Origin of the sequence: Candidatus Accumulibacter similis, from assembly GCA_013347225.1 — a bacterium.
Classification (GTDB): Bacteria; Pseudomonadota; Gammaproteobacteria; order Burkholderiales; family Rhodocyclaceae; genus Accumulibacter; species Accumulibacter similis.
Map to the genome: position 1 here is coordinate 1,985,253 of CP054595.1, position 15,996 is coordinate 2,001,248.

General features: G+C 66.0%; 18 protein-coding genes. 12 read left to right on the top strand and 6 right to left on the bottom strand.

What is annotated here, in order from left to right; all coding sequences use genetic code 11:
- Position 1: 1 nt before the first annotated feature.
- From HT579_09205 to HT579_09220, 4 genes are read left to right on the top strand one after another with little or no spacing between them, the layout of a single operon-like run.
- Entirely contained in the window at positions 2-493 is a 492-nt protein-coding gene (locus HT579_09205) for a hypothetical protein (GenBank protein QKS29069.1), read from the top strand.
- Positions 429-1,745: an FprA family A-type flavoprotein gene (locus HT579_09210; protein QKS29070.1), complete on the top strand. Its 1,317-nt coding sequence runs from the start codon at positions 429-431 to the stop codon at positions 1,743-1,745. Before HT579_09205 ends, HT579_09210 begins: the two co-directional genes overlap by 65 nt.
- A 31-nt stretch (positions 1,746-1,776) precedes the next feature.
- Positions 1,777-2,064 (top strand): (2Fe-2S)-binding protein, encoded by a 288-nt coding sequence (locus HT579_09215; protein QKS29071.1) that lies wholly within the window; start codon positions 1,777-1,779, stop codon positions 2,062-2,064.
- A 39-nt stretch (positions 2,065-2,103) separates the two neighbouring features.
- Positions 2,104-2,478 (top strand): (2Fe-2S)-binding protein, encoded by a 375-nt coding sequence (locus tag HT579_09220; protein QKS29072.1) that lies wholly within the window; start codon positions 2,104-2,106, stop codon positions 2,476-2,478.
- Between the two features lie 199 nt (positions 2,479-2,677).
- Here the strand turns inward: HT579_09220 and HT579_09225 are convergent, their stop codons facing one another.
- Positions 2,678-2,842: a hypothetical protein gene (locus HT579_09225; protein ID QKS29073.1), complete on the bottom strand. Its 165-nt coding sequence runs from the start codon at positions 2,840-2,842 to the stop codon at positions 2,678-2,680.
- 644 nt (positions 2,843-3,486) lie between these two features.
- Here HT579_09225 and nifH point away from each other — a divergent pair.
- The 7 genes from nifH to HT579_09260 all read left to right on the top strand — a co-directional run bounded on the left by nifH (position 3,487) and on the right by HT579_09260 (position 9,850).
- Positions 3,487-4,395 (top strand): nitrogenase iron protein, encoded by a 909-nt coding sequence (nifH, locus tag HT579_09230; protein QKS29074.1) that lies wholly within the window; start codon positions 3,487-3,489, stop codon positions 4,393-4,395.
- Between the two features lie 81 nt (positions 4,396-4,476).
- Positions 4,477-5,979, top strand: a complete 1,503-nt coding sequence (gene nifD, locus HT579_09235; protein ID QKS29075.1) for a nitrogenase molybdenum-iron protein alpha chain — start codon at positions 4,477-4,479, stop codon at positions 5,977-5,979.
- A 62-nt stretch (positions 5,980-6,041) separates the two neighbouring features.
- Positions 6,042-7,610 carry a nitrogenase molybdenum-iron protein subunit beta gene (gene nifK / locus HT579_09240; GenBank protein QKS29076.1) on the top strand — a complete coding sequence of 523 codons (1,569 nt, stop codon included), beginning with the start codon at positions 6,042-6,044 and terminating at the stop codon, positions 7,608-7,610.
- Between the two features lie 64 nt (positions 7,611-7,674).
- Positions 7,675-7,899 carry a putative nitrogen fixation protein NifT gene (gene nifT / locus HT579_09245; GenBank protein QKS29077.1) on the top strand — a complete coding sequence of 75 codons (225 nt, stop codon included), beginning with the start codon at positions 7,675-7,677 and terminating at the stop codon, positions 7,897-7,899.
- 23 nt (positions 7,900-7,922) lie between these two features.
- Positions 7,923-8,120 carry a 4Fe-4S dicluster domain-containing protein gene (locus tag HT579_09250; protein QKS29078.1) on the top strand — a complete coding sequence of 66 codons (198 nt, stop codon included), beginning with the start codon at positions 7,923-7,925 and terminating at the stop codon, positions 8,118-8,120.
- A gap of 17 nt (positions 8,121-8,137) precedes the next feature.
- Positions 8,138-8,863 carry a dinitrogenase iron-molybdenum cofactor biosynthesis protein gene (locus tag HT579_09255; GenBank protein QKS29079.1) on the top strand — a complete coding sequence of 242 codons (726 nt, stop codon included), beginning with the start codon at positions 8,138-8,140 and terminating at the stop codon, positions 8,861-8,863.
- 12 nt (positions 8,864-8,875) lie between these two features.
- Positions 8,876-9,850 carry a hypothetical protein gene (locus tag HT579_09260; protein ID QKS29080.1) on the top strand — a complete coding sequence of 325 codons (975 nt, stop codon included), beginning with the start codon at positions 8,876-8,878 and terminating at the stop codon, positions 9,848-9,850.
- Positions 9,851-9,933: 83 nt separating this feature from the next.
- On the opposite strand, the gene HT579_09265 is transcribed toward HT579_09260, so the two are convergent.
- The 5 genes from HT579_09265 to HT579_09285 form a co-directional block, all read right to left on the bottom strand.
- Positions 9,934-10,362: a biopolymer transporter ExbD gene (locus HT579_09265; GenBank protein QKS29081.1), complete on the bottom strand. Its 429-nt coding sequence runs from the start codon at positions 10,360-10,362 to the stop codon at positions 9,934-9,936.
- Positions 10,359-11,078 (bottom strand): MotA/TolQ/ExbB proton channel family protein, encoded by a 720-nt coding sequence (locus HT579_09270; GenBank protein QKS29082.1) that lies wholly within the window; start codon positions 11,076-11,078, stop codon positions 10,359-10,361. The genes HT579_09265 and HT579_09270 overlap by 4 nt, the downstream gene beginning before the upstream one ends.
- 151 nt (positions 11,079-11,229) lie before the next feature.
- Positions 11,230-11,862: an energy transducer TonB gene (locus tag HT579_09275; protein ID QKS29083.1), complete on the bottom strand. Its 633-nt coding sequence runs from the start codon at positions 11,860-11,862 to the stop codon at positions 11,230-11,232.
- A gap of 107 nt (positions 11,863-11,969) precedes the next feature.
- Complete coding sequence (locus tag HT579_09280) at positions 11,970-14,297, bottom strand: TonB-dependent receptor (protein ID QKS29084.1); 2,328 nt, start codon at positions 14,295-14,297, stop codon at positions 11,970-11,972.
- A gap of 197 nt (positions 14,298-14,494) precedes the next feature.
- Positions 14,495-15,415, bottom strand: a complete 921-nt coding sequence (locus HT579_09285; GenBank protein QKS29085.1) for a LysR family transcriptional regulator — start codon at positions 15,413-15,415, stop codon at positions 14,495-14,497.
- Between the two features lie 162 nt (positions 15,416-15,577).
- On the opposite strand from HT579_09285, the gene HT579_09290 reads away from it, so the two are divergent.
- On the top strand, positions 15,578-15,955 hold the full coding sequence (locus tag HT579_09290; GenBank protein ID QKS29086.1) for a cupin domain-containing protein: 378 nt from the start codon (positions 15,578-15,580) through the stop codon (positions 15,953-15,955).
- The last annotated feature ends 41 nt before the right edge of the window (positions 15,956-15,996 follow it).

The following is a 15,996-nucleotide window of genomic DNA, read 5'->3' on the forward strand; positions in this document are numbered from 1 at the left end:
CATGGCTCGGGTGACTTTCTTCGAGAAGAGCGGTTGCGCCGCCAACGCGCGCCAGAAGGCCCTGCTGCTCGCCGCCGGTCACGAGCTGGACGTTCGCGATCTGCGCCGCCACTACTGGAGCAATCTCCGCCTGCTCGAGTTCCTCGGCGACCTGCCAGTGGCGCAGTGGTTCAACCCGGCAGCACCGGCCGTGCGGTCGGGGGTGATCGTGCCGCAGGAGCTGGACGAGGCGACTGCGCTCGTCCTCCTGCGCAACAATCCGCTGCTGATTCGCAGGCCGCTGCTGCAGGTCGGGGACGAACGCCGGGTCGGTTTCGACGCGGCAGCGATCGACAGCTGGATCGGCCTGCGGCAAGTGCCGCCGGATGAGCTTGAAGGCTGCCGTTTGCGCCGATTCGCGGAGGACCGCTCTGCCGTGCCAGCGGCCAATGGCGGCAAAGCTGCTTGCTGCCGGGTCGAGCCAGCGACCGATGACAGTCCCGGCCACCCCTGACGGCGCCGTGCCCGTCGCCCCGCGAGTGCACTGGATCGGTGCGCTCGATCCCGACCTGCGGCGCTTCGACATCATCCTGCGCACCGCCAACGGCACCAGCTACAACGCCTATGCGGTGCGCGGCAGCCAGGGCGTGGCCATCATCGATACGGTCAAGATCGACTTCTCGGAAGCCTTCTTTGGCCGTCTGGAGTCAATCGCCGACTACGACGAAATCACCACCGTCGTTCTCAATCACCTTGAGCCGGATCACTCCGGCGCCCTGCCGGAACTGCTGCGGCGCGCCCGGCGCGCGACACTGCTGGTCTCGCCGCAGGCGCGTCTGATGCTGAACGGGCTTTTCGACCCGGCAGATCTGGCGGGCCGGGTCGCCTTCGTCGGCAGCGGCGACCGCGCCGATCTCGGCGATCGACAACTGCAGTTCCTCAACACGCCGTACCTGCACTGGCCGGATACCCAATGCACCTGGCTGGCGGCCGAAGGGATCCTGTTCTCGGCCGACTTCCTGGGTTGCCACTATTGTGACAGCCGTTTGTTCAACGACGCGGTCGGCGATTTCCGCTTCTCCTTCGACTACTACTACCGACACATCATGCGCCCGTTCGGCAGCTACGTGCGCGACGCGCTGGACCTGATCGAAGCGTTGCCGTTGCGCGTCGTCGCTCCCGCGCACGGCCCGATTCTGCGGCGCGATCCGCTCGAGTACGTCGCCCGCTACCGTGCGCTTGCCGCTCGCACCGTGTACGGAGCTGCGACCAAAACCCTGGCGGTCTTCTATGTCTCGGCCTACGGTGCCACGCGCCGCATGGCGGAAGCCGTCGTGGCCGGAGCCGAGTCCGCGTCGACTGCTGCCGGCGAAGTTCGCATCTCGCTGCATGACCTGGAAGGTGGCGAAGCAGCAGCCTTCGTCGACCTCATCGAGGAAGCCGATGCACTCGTTTTCGGCAGTCCGACGATCAACGGCGATGCGGTGAAACCGGTGTGGGATCTTCTCTCCTCGCTGACCGTCGTGGATCTCAAGGGCAAGCTGGGCGCGGCCTTTGGCTCGTATGGCTGGAGCGGCGAGGCGGTACCGATGATCGAAGAGCGCCTGCGCCGCCTGAAGCTGCGCGTTCCGCTGCCGGGTGTCCGGGCGCGCCTGGCGCCGACCGGCAACGACTTTGCCGCTTGCCATGATCTTGGCCGCGAGATTTCGCTTCAGCTGCTCGGTCGCCCGACGCCACGTACTTTCGATCTCGCACAGATCTCCTGATTCCCCATTCCATCCAGCGGAGAAACACCACATGCCCAAAGCCAGCATCACCTTTCAGGATATCGGCGTCACCGTCACCGTGCCCGCGGGCACCCGCCTGATCGAGGTGTCGGAAAAAGTTGGCGCAGGCATCGTTTACGGCTGCCGCGAGGGAGAGTGCTGTACCTGCCTGACCAGGATCGTTTCCGGTCATGAAAACCTCGCTGCCCCCTCGGTCCTCGAGCAGCAGGTGCTCAGGGACAACCTGGCGCCGCGCCGCCACCGCCTGGCCTGTCAGGCGCAGGTGCTGGGCGGTTGCCTGGTCGTCCAGCCCGCTTGAGCTTTCGTCGCACCCTTCAACACCCATCAGGAGCCTGCCATGCCCAACATCACCTTCTCCAGTCCGCTGCATCGGGACAAGACGGTCTACGCCGTCGCCGGCAGCCATACCCAGACCATTCTGAAGCTTGCCAGGGACAATCATGTCCCGATCGATTTCTGCTGTGGTGATGGCGAGTGCGGGACCTGCCTCGTCAAGGTCAGCAGCGTCGACAAGGCCAGCCACAACAAGTACGGCCATATGGGCGGTCCGCTCAACGCCCGCGAGGTCGCAGTCCTCAGGGAACTGGGCAAGATCAAGCAGTCGCAGATCGAGCAGATGTACGTCGATGACCTGCCGCCGACAGAATGGCGTCTCGCTTGCCAGTACATCGTCCGCGACGAGGACATCCTGGTCGAATACCCGAGCCGCTGACCCTGTCACCGGTCGGCTGGTCGACCGGTCGCGCGCATTGTCGCGAGCAGGCCGGTCCTCGTATGCCGATCGCCGTCGGACGGTTGCGCCGGCGACTCAGCTGGCTGCGGCACGGCCAGCGGCGCCAGCGCAGCCGCCTTGACGATCACGGAGCACCTGCGCCGGCAGAGACGCCGTTCCCTGCCGTTCGCTCCAGCGATCAGGGCCGAACCAGCGGTCCGACTGCCGCGTCGTGCGGCGGGTCGGACAGGATCATGCGCTCGGCATCACGATCGAGGCGCACGCCGAGCAGGAGATGGCGCCTGCCGCGGCGGTGCGCCTTGACGAACAGGCGCACGGCAAAGCCACCCATCAGCCCGGTCATGCAATCCACCTAGTCGGCGGTGAAGGCGACGCAACGCCGTGAGTCCGACATTCATCGCGACGCGAGAGAACCCGTTCCTCAGCTTCGGCAGCATTGGCCGTCCACCATGCATGGCCAGGAGCAGTTGCTCGCCGGTGGCGGGGATGGCACGGCCGCCGACGAGCGAGCTCACATCGGCGAGAACGCCCGGCCCGAGGCAGGGGATGATGCCGACGGCGGCGAGGCCGGATCGCCAGTAGGCCAGGAGAGCGCTTGAGGGGATGGTCCGCATGGACCGTTCGCCGCGTCAAGGCAGCCGTTCCAATCAAGCAGCGAGCCGGACCAGCGAGCAGGCTGACGACCGTGCGCCGGCTGCAGCGAGCGAATGGGGCGACGGGATCAGCGCGTGATCGCCGGCCGGGCAGGGCGCGGCAGCGGCGGCGAGATCCCGCCGTCCTTGTCGGGAGCGCGACAAAGATTCGCGGGAATGTCCGACATCGGCGTTTCCCCGGCCCGCTCCAGAATCGCTGCAGGCCTTGCCACGTCAAGGTTTCAGCGGCCCCGCCGCGAACTGGCACGCTCTGTGCACAAGCCTTGTCAGGAGCGCGGGATTCTTCCTTGCTTCAGCGGATTTCAACGCAGGACTTCAACAAGGAGATTGCATCATGGCAAAACTTCGTCAGGCCGCCATTTACGGCAAGGGCGGGATCGGCAAGTCCACGACGACCCAGAACCTGGTCGCCGCGCTGGCCGAGATCGGCAAGAAGGTGATGATCGTCGGCTGCGACCCGAAGGCCGACTCGACGCGGCTGATCCTGCACAGCAAGGCGCAGAACTCGGTCATGGGCCTGGCCGCCGAGGCCGGGTCGGTTGAGGACCTCGAACTCGAGGATGTGATGTCGGTCGGTTACGGCGGCATCAAGTGCGTCGAATCCGGCGGCCCCGAACCGGGCGTCGGCTGTGCCGGTCGCGGCGTGATCACGGCGATCAATTTCCTCGAGGAGGAGGGTGCCTACGACGAGGACCTCGAGTTCGTCTTCTACGATGTGCTCGGCGACGTCGTCTGCGGCGGCTTCGCGATGCCGATCCGCGAGAACAAGGCGCAGGAAATCTACATCGTCTGCTCGGGCGAGATGATGGCCATGTACGCCGCCAACAACATCGCCAAGGGCATCGTGAAGTACGCCAACTCCGGCGGCGTGCGCCTCGCCGGCCTGATCTGCAACAGCCGCAACACCGACCGCGAGGACGAGCTGATCATGGCGCTGGCCGCCAAGCTGGGCACCCAGATGATCCACTTCATCCCGCGTCACAACATCGTCCAGCACGCCGAGATCCGCCGCATGACGGTGATCGAGTACGACCCGACGGCGCCGCAGGCCGAGGAGTACCGCACGCTGGCGAGGAAGATCGTCGACAACAGGAACTTCGTCATCCCGACGCCGGTGACGATGGACGAACTCGAGGAACTGCTGATGGAGTTCGGCATCCTGCAGGCGGACGACGAGTCGATCATCGGCAAGACCGCTGCCCAGCTGGCGGCCGAGCAGGCTGAAGCGCTCGCCGCTGCCTGAGCCGCCTGGATTGCGCCATACCGTCTCAACCCGCGGCTGCCGCGCACAGATGAGTGCCGGCAGCGCAAAAGGAGAAGCAGGATGTCTGAGTTGACCCGTGAAGAAACCGAGGCCCTGATTCAGGAGGTACTCGAGGTTTACCCCGACAAGGCCAGGAAGGACCGCGCGAAGCACCTCGCGGTCAACGACCAGTCGATCGAACAATCGAAGAAATGCATCACGTCCAACCGCAAGTCGCTGCCCGGTGTGATGACCGTGCGCGGCTGTGCCTACGCCGGTTCCAAGGGGGTGGTCTGGGGTCCGATCAAGGACATGATCCACGTCTCGCACGGTCCCATCGGCTGCGGCCAGTATTCGCGTGCCGGCCGCCGCAACTATTACGTCGGCACCACCGGCGTCGACACCTTCGGCACCATGAATTTCACCTCCGACTTCCAGGAGAAGGACATCGTCTTCGGTGGCGACAAGAAGCTGGCCAGGCTGATCAGCGAGATCGAGACGCTGTTTCCCCTGCACAAGGGCATTTCGGTGCAATCCGAGTGCCCGATCGGCCTGATCGGCGACGATATCGAGGCGGTCTCGAAGAAAGCCGCCAAGGAAATCGACAAGCCGATCGTTCCGGTGCGCTGTGAAGGCTTCCGTGGCGTCTCGCAGTCTCTCGGGCACCACATCGCCAACGATTCGATCCGCGACTGGGTCCTCGACAAGCGCGATGGCCAGCCGTTCGCAGCCACCCCCTACGATGTTTCCATCATTGGCGACTACAACATCGGCGGCGATGCCTGGGCGTCGCGCATCCTGCTCGAGGAGATGGGCCTGCGCGTGGTCTCGCAGTGGGCTGGCGACGGTACGCTGGCGGAGATCGAAATGACGCCGAAGGTCAAGCTCAACCTTCTGCACTGCTACCGCTCGATGAATTACATCAGCCGCCACATGGAGGAGAAGTACGGTATTCCCTGGCTGGAATACAACTTCTTCGGTCCGACCAAGATTGCCGAGTCGCTGCGGGCCATTGCCGCCCACTTCGATGATCACATCAAGGAAGGCGCCGAGCGCGTGATCGCCAGGTACCAGCCGACTATGGAGGCGGTGATCGCCCACTACAAGCCGCGCCTGCAGGGCAAGACGGTGATGCTCTACGTCGGTGGCCTGCGACCACGGCACGTCATTGGCGCCTACGAGGACCTGGGCATGCAGGTCATCGGCACCGGCTACGAGTTCGCGCACAACGACGATTATGACCGCACGATCAAGGAAATGGGCAACGCGACGCTGCTCTACGACGATGCCACCGGCTTCGAACTGGAAGAGTTCATCAAGCGGATGAAGCCCGACCTGGTCGGTTCCGGCATCAAGGAGAAGTACGTCTTCCAGAAAATGGGCATCCCGCTGCGCCAGATGCACTCGTGGGACTACTCGGGTCCGTACCACGGTTACGACGGCTTCGCCATCTTCGCCCGCGACATGGACATGGCGATTTCCAACCCGTGCTGGAGCAAGCAGACGCCACCGTGGAAGAAGCAGCCGGAGTCGGGCGATTCGGCCGCACCGAGTGAAGCAGGCGAGTTGAAGAAGGTCGCCTGAAAGAATTTCCCTCAAGTGGTGTCCGCGTCCACAGATGGGTGGCGCGGCCAAAGGAGATGAAGATGCAAGCTGTAGACGATATCAAGCCCTGCTACCCGCTTTTCGGCGAAGCGGACTATCAGGCCTCGTTGAAGAACAAGCGGGACGGCTGCGAAGAGCGCCATCCCCCGGAGAAGGTGCAGGAGATCTTCCTGTGGACCACCAGCGCGGAATATCAGGAGCTGAACTTCAAGCGCGAGGCGCTGACCGTCGATCCGGCCAAGGCCTGCCAGCCGCTCGGCGCCGTCCTCTGTGCGCTGGGTTTCGAGAAGACGCTGCCCTACGTCCATGGCTCGCAGGGGTGCGTCTCCTACTTCCGCACCTATTTCAATCGTCACTTCAAGGAGCCGATTTGCTGCGTCTCGGATTCGATGACCGAAGATGCCGCGGTATTTGGCGGCCAGAAGAACATGTTCGACGGCCTCGAGAATGCCCGTGCGATCTACAAGCCGGAAATGATCGCGGTATCGACCACCTGCATGGCGGAAGTCATCGGTGACGACCTCAATGCCTTCATCAACAACGCCAGGAAGGAAGGGCACGTGCCGGACGACTTCCCGGTCCCCTTTGCGCACACGCCGTCTTTCGTCGGCTCGCACGTCACCGGCTGGGACAACATGTTCGAAGGCATCATGCGCTCGTTCACGCTGAACCACATGGCCGACAAGGCGCCAGGCAAGAACGGCAAGCTCAACTTCGTTCCCGGCTTCGAGACCTATCTCGGCAACTTCCGGGTCATCAAGCGAATGATGGCCGAGATGGACGTCGAGGCGACGCTGCTCTCCGACCCGACCGAGGTGCTCGACACGCCCGCCGACGGCGAGTTCCGGATGTACGCCGGCGGCACGACGCAGGATGAGATCAAGGACGCGCCGAACGCCATCAGCACCGTCCTGCTGCAACCATTCCAGTTGGACAAGACGAAGAAGCTGGTCGAGAACACCTGGAACCACGAGGTGCCCATGCTCAACATCCCGATGGGTGTCGACTGGACCGACGACTTTCTGATGAAGGTCTCCGAACTGACCGGCAAGCCGATCCCGGAATCGCTGGCCAAGGAACGCGGCCGTCTGGTCGACCTGATGTCCGATTCGCACGCCTGGCTGCATGGCAGGCGATTCGCTCTCTACGGCGACCCGGACTTCGTCATGGGGATGGTCAAGATCCTCTTCGAGTGCGGTGCCGAACCGACGCACGTCGTCAGCCACAACGGCAGCAAGCGCTGGCTGAAGACGATGGAGAAAATGTTCTCGGAAAGCCCGTTCGGGGTCAACGCCAAGGCCTGGACCGGCATCGACCTGTGGCACCTGCGCTCGCTCTGCTTCACCGACAGGCCGGATTTCCTGATCGGCAACAGCTACGGCAAGTTCATCCAGCGCGACACGCTGCACAAGGGCAGGGAATTCGAGGTGCCGTTGATTCGCATCGGCTTTCCGCTGTTCGACCGTCATCATCTGCATCGCCAGACGACCATGGGCTACGAGGGGGCGATGCAGGTGGTCACGACACTGGTCAATGCGGTGCTCGAGCGGCTCGACCAGGAGACGATGGGCATGGGTACCACCGACTACAACTTCGATCTGGTGCGCTGAGTGCGCTGAACCAGCCCGACGGGGACGTTCGCCGTTCCCGTCGCCAACTGCAAGAGGAAGTTTCATGGCCAACATCATGGTCCGCAAGACGGCTGTCGGTACCTATTCGTTCTACCTGCCGAAGCGTGATCTCGAGGACGCCATCGTCGCGATGGAGTTCGACAGCTCCGACAAGTGGGGTGGCGAGATCCGGCTCAACAACGGCGGCACCTACTACATTGAACCGCAGGCGCTGCCTGCACGCTTCCCGATCTCGCTGCGCGCCAGGCGACTGGATGCAGCGGAGTAGGCCATTCAACGGAGAGTGACATCATGGCAATGAAGATCATCCAGGCCGAGTGCACCTCGTGCGGCGACTGCAAGCCGGTCTGCCCGACGAACTCGATCACCAGCAAGGGCGGCATGTACCGGATCAATGCCGACACGTGCACCGAGTGCGACGACCAGTTCGACTCGCCTCGGTGTCTCGATGCCTGTCCGGCAGGCGAATCCTGCATCGTCTTCGCCTAGGCTCGAGGGAGGCTCCGATGGCGCAGTCGATTGGCCGTGAAGCGGCTCTACGCGTCGCGCTCGCTGCTCGCGAGCTGGGCATCGTGTCGGCCAGGGAACTGGTCTCGGCGTTGGCTGAGCGACTGGAGTTGCCGTTGACCGAGGCCAAACTCGCCACCGTCACGGTGGCTGATCTGCAGCTGATGCTGCAGGGGGATGAAGTGATCGTGACCGACGTGGCGCGGGAGCAACTGAAGCAGGCCGTGCGCATGCTGTGGGGCGAGGACATCGTCGACAGCGACCTGCCGCCGGTGGCGAGCTACGCCGCCGGCGACATGCCGGGATCGATCCGCGTCGCCTGCGCGTCGAACCGCGGGCAGTTGCTCGACGGGCACTTTGGCTCGTGCGAGCGCTTTCTGGTCTATCAGGTCTCCCCGGACGAGGTGCGGCTGATTGCCGTGCGGCCGACGGTGGCCGCGGATCACGCCGCGGATCGCAACGTCGCGCGTACCGCGCTGATCAATGATTGCCAGATCGTCTATGTGCAGTCGATCGGTGGCCCGGCGACGGCCAAGGTCGTCCGCACCGGCATCCACCCGGTCAAGGTGGCGAGTCGCGGGAACGCAGGCGGCGACGCCCTGCAGGCGCTTGCTCAACTGCAGCGGGCACTGCGACATCCACCGCCGTGGCTGGCCCGGATCATGGGCGTCGAAGCCGGTTCGCTGGCCCGCTTCGTGGCGGACCTCGTTGTCGAGGACGCATGAAAGCCACCGGGAATGAATAGCACCCCGGACTGGCAGGAACTGTCTCGCCGGGTCGCCGAGCTGTGCGTACGAACGCCTGCCACCGCCGGGCCCGAGATGCTGGCCAGGGACCTGGCGGTACTGGCTCCCGGGCTGACCTTTCGCCAGGTCCTGTCGCGCGGCGGCTGGTACCGCCTGGGTGGTGTCGTTGACGCGAACCATGTCCGCCTTTCGGACAATCTCGAAACCTGGGCCGAGCAGCAACTGGCGGCCCACGACGACGACATGGGTGCCCTCTGCGACGACTGCGCCGAACGCGGTCTGCGGGCGACACGACTCACCGGGCGCACGCGTTACTTTGTCGCCGCGACCGGCAGCGGCGCCACTGATTTCGTTCAGATCGAAATCGAGGAACTGCAGGAGGTCGTCTGTCATCCACTGTACGCGGCCGAGAACCTGCCATCGGGAATCGAGGAACTGATCGATCCGCGCGGCGCCGACGTCACCTGCTGTGCCGGCACCGAACCGATCGGCTCACCGTTCCTGGTCCTGCGCCGGCTGACGCCGGTCGCCGCCTTTCTTGCCCGCATGCGTGCGCAGAAGCCCGAAGCGCAGCCGATTCATCGTTTCGTCGAGGCATGGGAAGCCAGCAGCGCCAGCGCGGCGACGCAGTTTTCCAACCACTGGGTGATTGCCGTACGCGAGCATCTCGACCATTACCGGCAGGCCGTACTGCACGCCACGCCGGTGGCCGCACTGAACGGTGCGGCACCCAGGTTCGCCGCCACCTTCGGCATGCAGGGGCTGGCATTGCATCGGGCGATGGCCCGCTACGACAGGGCCGCAGGTTTCCCGATGGCCTGGTTCTTCCACATGCTGACCGTCCGCAGCGCGCCCTACGCTCTGGCCAATGCCGTGATCAACGACGTCGAGGCCGGTTTCCACTACCTTCCAAGTCGCGACATACAGGTCGTCAAGCAGTGGCTCTGCCAGCCCTACACCTGCTGATGGCGCTGCCGTCAACGGAACTGCGCCTTGCGGCAGGAAATCCGGATCGATGGCCGGAAGACGGTGAGGCGGCGGGTGGGCCGCTACCGTGTCGCCCGCTCCTCCGGCAGCGAGACGAAACCGACACGCTGCAGGCCGGAACGGACGGCGATCGCCAGCACCCGCGCGACGCGCTCGTAGTGCACGTGGCGGTCGGCGTGCAGGTGGAATTCGGGCTGCGGCGCCTGCCGGCCGGCGGCATCACAGCGTTCGGTCAGTTGTTCGAGCGTCAGCGGCTCGCCGTTCCAGTACAGCGCGCCGTCCTCGCGCACCGCCAGCTCGACGCGCTCGTCGCGGGTCACGTTGACCTGGCTCGACGCCTGCGGCAGGTCGATCTTCACCGCATGCGTCAGCAGCGGCGCGGTGACGATGAAGATCACCAGCAGTACCAGCATCACGTCGACCAGCGGCACGACGTTCATGTCGGCGCGTGGCGCCGCCTGGCGCTGGCGGCGGAAGCGGCAGTCGCTCATGGACCGGCAGCGGGCGCCTGCGCGGCAGCGGCATCGGCGGCGATGCCCTTCACCGTCAGCAGCACGTAGAGCTCGTGCGCAAAGCCTTCGAGGCGCGCCAGCCACAGGCGGTTGCGGCGGTTGAAGGCGTTGTGGGCAAGCACCGCCGGAATCGCCACCGCCAGGCCGAGCGCGGTCATGATCAGCGCCTCGCCGACCGGTCCGGCGACCTTGTCGAGCGTTCCCTGGCCCGACAGCCCGATCTGCACGAGCGCATGGTAGATCCCCCAGACGGTACCGAACAGCCCGATGTACGGCGCCGCCGAGGCGGCGGAGGCGAGCATCGTCAGGCCATACTCGGCGGCAGCCGCCTCGTCGTCGATGACGTGGCCGAGCCGCCGGCTGAGGTATTCGGCGAAGCCGCCTGCCGCCGCCAAGCTGACGTCGCCGCTGTCGGCGAGCGCGTCGAGCCCCTCGGCAGCCAGGCGCGCGAAGGCGTGATCGCACGCCTCGTCCTGCAGGCGGCGTCGCAGGTCTTCGCTGCGGCTGCTCCAGAAGCGCGCAAGAAAGGCCTTCGCCCGTCGCTGCGCGAAATGGCTGGCCAGCGAGCGGCTGATGATCAGATACCAGCTTGCCAGCGACAGGAGCAGCAGGACGAGCAGGACCAGCCGGCCGACGAGGTCGGCCTGCGAGAGGAAATGGGCCACACCGAAGCCATCAACGAACTGTGACTGCACGATTCGGAATCCAGGAAAGGTTGTCTGCCTGCGGCAGGGGAAGCGCGACGAAGGAGGCGGGAGGGCCGCATTCCAACCGCGGAGGCGTGCCGCGACGTGGCCGCGCAACGCCCCGCCGGGCGTGTCGGGCCGCGGTCGTCGGTGCCTGACGTCACTGCAGGACAAAGCGGAAAGGCTGCAGCGCAACGGCGCGCGCGCCACGACCGAAGCCCGGCGGCACACTGCAGCGCCAGCTCCTGACCGCTGCCAGCGCGGCGTCGTCGAGCCGTTGATGGCCGCTGCCGTGTTCGACCCGCGCCGCGGCGACGCTGCCGTCCTCGCCGAGTTCGACCCGCACGATGACTTCGCCGGTCTCCTCCAGCCGCCGCGACAGCGGCGGATAGGCGGGGGCTGGCCGGTGGTGACAGACGACCGACAACTCGGACCCCAGGGCCACCGGTCCCCGTTGCACCGGAGGCGTCGCTGCCGCAGCCGCTGCCGGCGCGTCGACGACCACGGGGTGTTGCTCGGCGGTGGCTGCCATGACCGCCGCTGCGCTCGCCTGCGGCGGCGTCACCAGCAGCGTCTGGCGTGGCGGCGGTCGCTGGCGTGGCGTCGCGGGCTTGCCCGGCGGCTGCGGACGATGCGGCTCGGCCGGCAGCGGAACGCGCGGCGGCGTCAACGTCGGCGCAACGAAGTCGACCTGCAGCATCCTCACTTCGGCGTGTGCCGCGAGGAGACGGTGCGTCCACAGGCCATAGGCTGCCGCGACGTGGATGACGGCGACGACGCCGAGCGCGAGCATCGCTTCGCGAGGCCTCCGACGCGGGCCGGCAGCGGGTGAACCCGGCCGCCAGCCAGTCGCGGACACCGCCATCACGGGCGATGGTCGATGCGGCGACGCGCCGCCACCTACAGCTTGAAGCTGACGCCGGTATAGACCGAACGGCCCATTCCGGGAACCGCGATGCCCCAGGGTATCGCGTTGATCATCATCGTCGTTCCCTGGCCGGTGTAGGCGCCGCCGAGCGGCAGGTAGTAGAGCTTGTCGAAGACGTTGTCGATGCCGAAGTCGAGACGTGCCTGCTTCCACGAGTAGCTGGCGCGCAGGTTGAGCAGGCCGTAGCCTGGTGTGCCGATCTCGTTGCGCACGTCGGACAGGTGGTCCTTCGACGTCGCACCGACGAACTCGAGCGCGTTGTCCCAGCCGCCAAGACGGTGAGTAAGCGTCAGTCGGGCGTTGAACGGCATGATGTTGTACAGGCCGTCGCCGGTGTCGCGGTTCTTGCCGTAGGTGTAGGAGACGACTCCGTTCAGCCCGAAGTTGCCGTAGCTCGAGCTGGCCAGCGGCAACTCGCCGGAGAGGTCGATGCCGTAGAGCTCGGCCGACTGGTTCGCGTACTGCAGGACGACGAACTGGTTGGTCGTCGTCGCGTTCGGCGGCTGACAGGTGGTGTTGTTGTTGCAGCGGATCGCGTCGATGTAGTCCTTGACCCGCGTGTAGTACGGCGTCGCCCGCAGTTGCCAGCTGCGGTCGCTCGCATGCCAGTCGACCGATGCCGAGACCGTGTACGCGACCTCCGGATCGAGGTCGATGTCGCCGTAGTAGCCGTTGCCGTCGCCGGCGAAGTTGTTCATCACCGCCGCCATCGACCAGGTCGACCAGGTGTAGCGCTCGTACAGGTTCGGCGAGCGCGTCTTGCGCGCGACACCGACTTCGAGGTCGGTCTGGGCGTCGAGCACGTAGCGGGCGAGGGCGGTGAGATCCCAGTTGTTGTCGCTCCGCTTGCGATCCTGCGCGTTGAACGCAGCGGCATCGGCCTGCTGGTTGCTGTATATCCGCATCGGCATCATGCCCATCATCATGGTCGTGAAGTTGATGTTCGGGTTGTAGCCCTGCACCGAACCGGCATCCGTCGTGACGCGCTCGTAGCGGACGCCGACCAGGGTCGTCCACTGCGCGTCGAGTCGCGATTCCCATTCACCGAAGATGCCGAAGCGGTCGCGCGTACCATCGTTGATGTTGTCGAAGGTCAGCGGCCACATCGCGCTTCCGGACGCCGGCCAGTAATCGTCGAGGCGGTAGTGCTGGTAGAGGCCGCCGGTACGCAGCAGGTCGTTGGCGCCAAGATTGATGTCGGCACGCAGGGTGACACCGCTGGTGTTGCTGTCGGTCTTCATCGGCATGCCGGCAGCGCAGGTTGCGCTGATCGGCGAGCATGGCAGGCCCGTTGGTGAAGCCATGCCGTAGTAGAAGCGCTTGTCGGGACCGAAATCCATCAGATGGTCGACCGTCTCGTAGTAAGCACGGGCGTCGAGTTGACCCCAGTCGAACTGCCCGCGATAGTGCAGGTTGAAGCGGTTCTGAGTGTTGCCCAGCATGTCCATCCGCTGGTTCGGGAACAACTGCTCCGGAATGTCCTGGTACGCATACTTGAACTCCACGAGGTGGTCGCTCTGCCGGTAGGCGAGCCCGAACTGGTAGTTGTGCGTCTCGTAGGCCGTCGAGCCGACCTCGTCACGCGCCAGCGTGCGTCCCGGATTGCCGGTCGCGGTGAAGTTCCTGAAGTTGCCACCGGCGGTGTAGTTGTCCGCCTTCGCGGTCGTGGCACTGAAGTTGGCGCTGAGGTTCTCGTTGGCGACGACGGCCGACAGGTTCCCACCCCAGGCATTGCCGTTGCTGCGGTAGAACCCTCCGACCTCGCCGCCGAGCAGCGGGCTCTGGCCTGCTGCCGCGAAACGTGGTGCCAGCGATTCGGCGATGATCGTACCGCCGATGCTGTCGCCGCCGAGGCTGACCGGCGTGACGCCGGGAATGACGCGCAGCTTGCTGACGCCGTTCGGGTCGAGATACGAGAGCGGCGGGTTCATGTGGTTCGGACACGAGGCGATCAGGTCCATTCCGTCGACGAGGATGCGGTTGCGGTCGTCGGCGAGGCCGCGGATCACCGGCAGGCTCGACACCCCGCCGGCGCCCTGCAACTGGACGCCAGGGACATCGCGCAGCAGGCTCGCGGTGTCGCTGGTCGCCGGGCGCAGGGCGCGCATCGCTTCTTCGTCGACGCGGCTCGCGACCGGCAGCGGCTGGGGGCGGCTCTCCTCGACGACCACCGGTGCGAGCTGTGCCGGCCGCTCGGCGCCGGCGGCAGCGCCCGCCCCGTCGGCGGCGGCTGCGGGCAGCATGCCGCTGGCTCCGAAAGCAGCGATCAACGAGGCCATACGACTGATCCGGAACTTCATTTCCCCACTCCTCCCGATGGACGTCCATCGGCGCCGGATTCTGGCAGAAGCGGGTGGGGCACGGAATGCGACACATTGTCGCGGATCGTGCCGGACGGCCGCCGCGGGCGCAGCGGCCAACTACCACGTTGGGGGGCGGCGGCAGCGGGCCGGCGCGACGTCCCGCCGGCCAGGCGTTGCCCTGCCTGCCCGCCCGCTCACTGCCCGGGTGCCGGGGACAGGCTCGCGGCGGTGTCTCCGAGTGTCAGCAGCGCGTCGATCACTACCCGGACGCGCGGCGGCACGAGCCGGCCCGACGGGTAGACGACGCTGATCGGCTCCGCCGGTGCCCGGCACGAGGACAGCACCTCGACGAGACGGCCACTGGCGATCTCGTCGGCGACCATGTAGTCGGGTACCTGCACGAGGCCGAGGCCGAGGCAGGCGCCGTGGACAGTGCCTTCCCCGTCGTTGACCTGCACCCGCGATCGCGGGTCGAGTTCGCGGCGTGTGCCGCCGCTGGCGAAAACCCAGCTGCGCAAGCGACCACTCGTCGGCAGCCGGTGCACGACCGCCTGGTGTCGTGCGAGATCGTCGATCGTCCGCGGGACGCCGTGCTCGCGCAGGTAGCCCGGGCTGGCGCAAAGGAGCAGCGCCTGTTCGCTGAAACGCCGAGCAACCAGTCGTGAGTCGCTGAGCGCGCCGACACGCACCGCCAGGTCAATGCCGTCCCGGATCAGATCGGTGTAGCTGTCGTGCAATCGCAGGTCGAGCTGCAGTGCCGGGTAACGCTCGAGCAGCCGCGCAAGCACGGGCAGCAGCACACGACGGCCGTAAACGATCGGCAGATCGACGCGCAGCAGTCCAGCGGGTGCCGTGCGCGTGCCGGCGGCTTCGGACTGCAGTGCCTCGACCTCTTCGAGGACGCGCCGGCAGCGCTCGAACAGGCGCTCGCCGTCGGCAGTCGGGCGCACCTGTCGGGTCGTCCGATGAAAGAGCTTGACGCCCAGTGAGTCCTCGAGTCGGACAACGGCCTTGGCCAGGGTCGACGGAGCGGTTCCCAGCTTGCGCGCGGCAGCGGCGAAGCTGCCGTGCTTGACCGTTTCGGCGAAGGCGATCAGCTGCTGCAGACCGTGCATGGCGGGAACCCGTGAATTGAGGATGTTTTGTCTCCAATGTTACGGCATTCCGGATGATTCCGTTCCGATGCATTTGCGCGCATGCTTCGTCGCACGCTCGCGCCGCGGGCCGCAAGGTGTCGAATGAACCAAGGTTCTCGTCCATCGATCAGGAGAAGACTCATGCATGTTCACCCGCAGACCCCACCAACCGCCACCCCGATTCCCGGCATCGCCCACAGCACCTGGGCCGGCCGCGCGCAGGGCCTGACGCAGCTCAGTCTCTGGCGGCAGAGCATTGCGCCCGGGTGTGCCACGCCGCCGCACCGGCACGACTGCGACGAGATCGTCCTCTGCCTGTCCGGTAGCGGCGAACTGCTCATTGCCGGAGCGGTACACCAGTTCGTCGCCGGGCAGACGATCACCGTGCCGCGCGACGCCCCGCACCGGATTGAGGCCGTCGGCGCAGAGCCACTGGAGATCATTGCCGTGCTGGCCGCGTCGCCGGTCGCGGTGTTCCTTCCCGACGAGCAGCTCCTCGAACTGCCGTGGCCCAGTTGACCGACGCCAGCGATCGGCTCCCGGACGACTCAGGTGGCGCA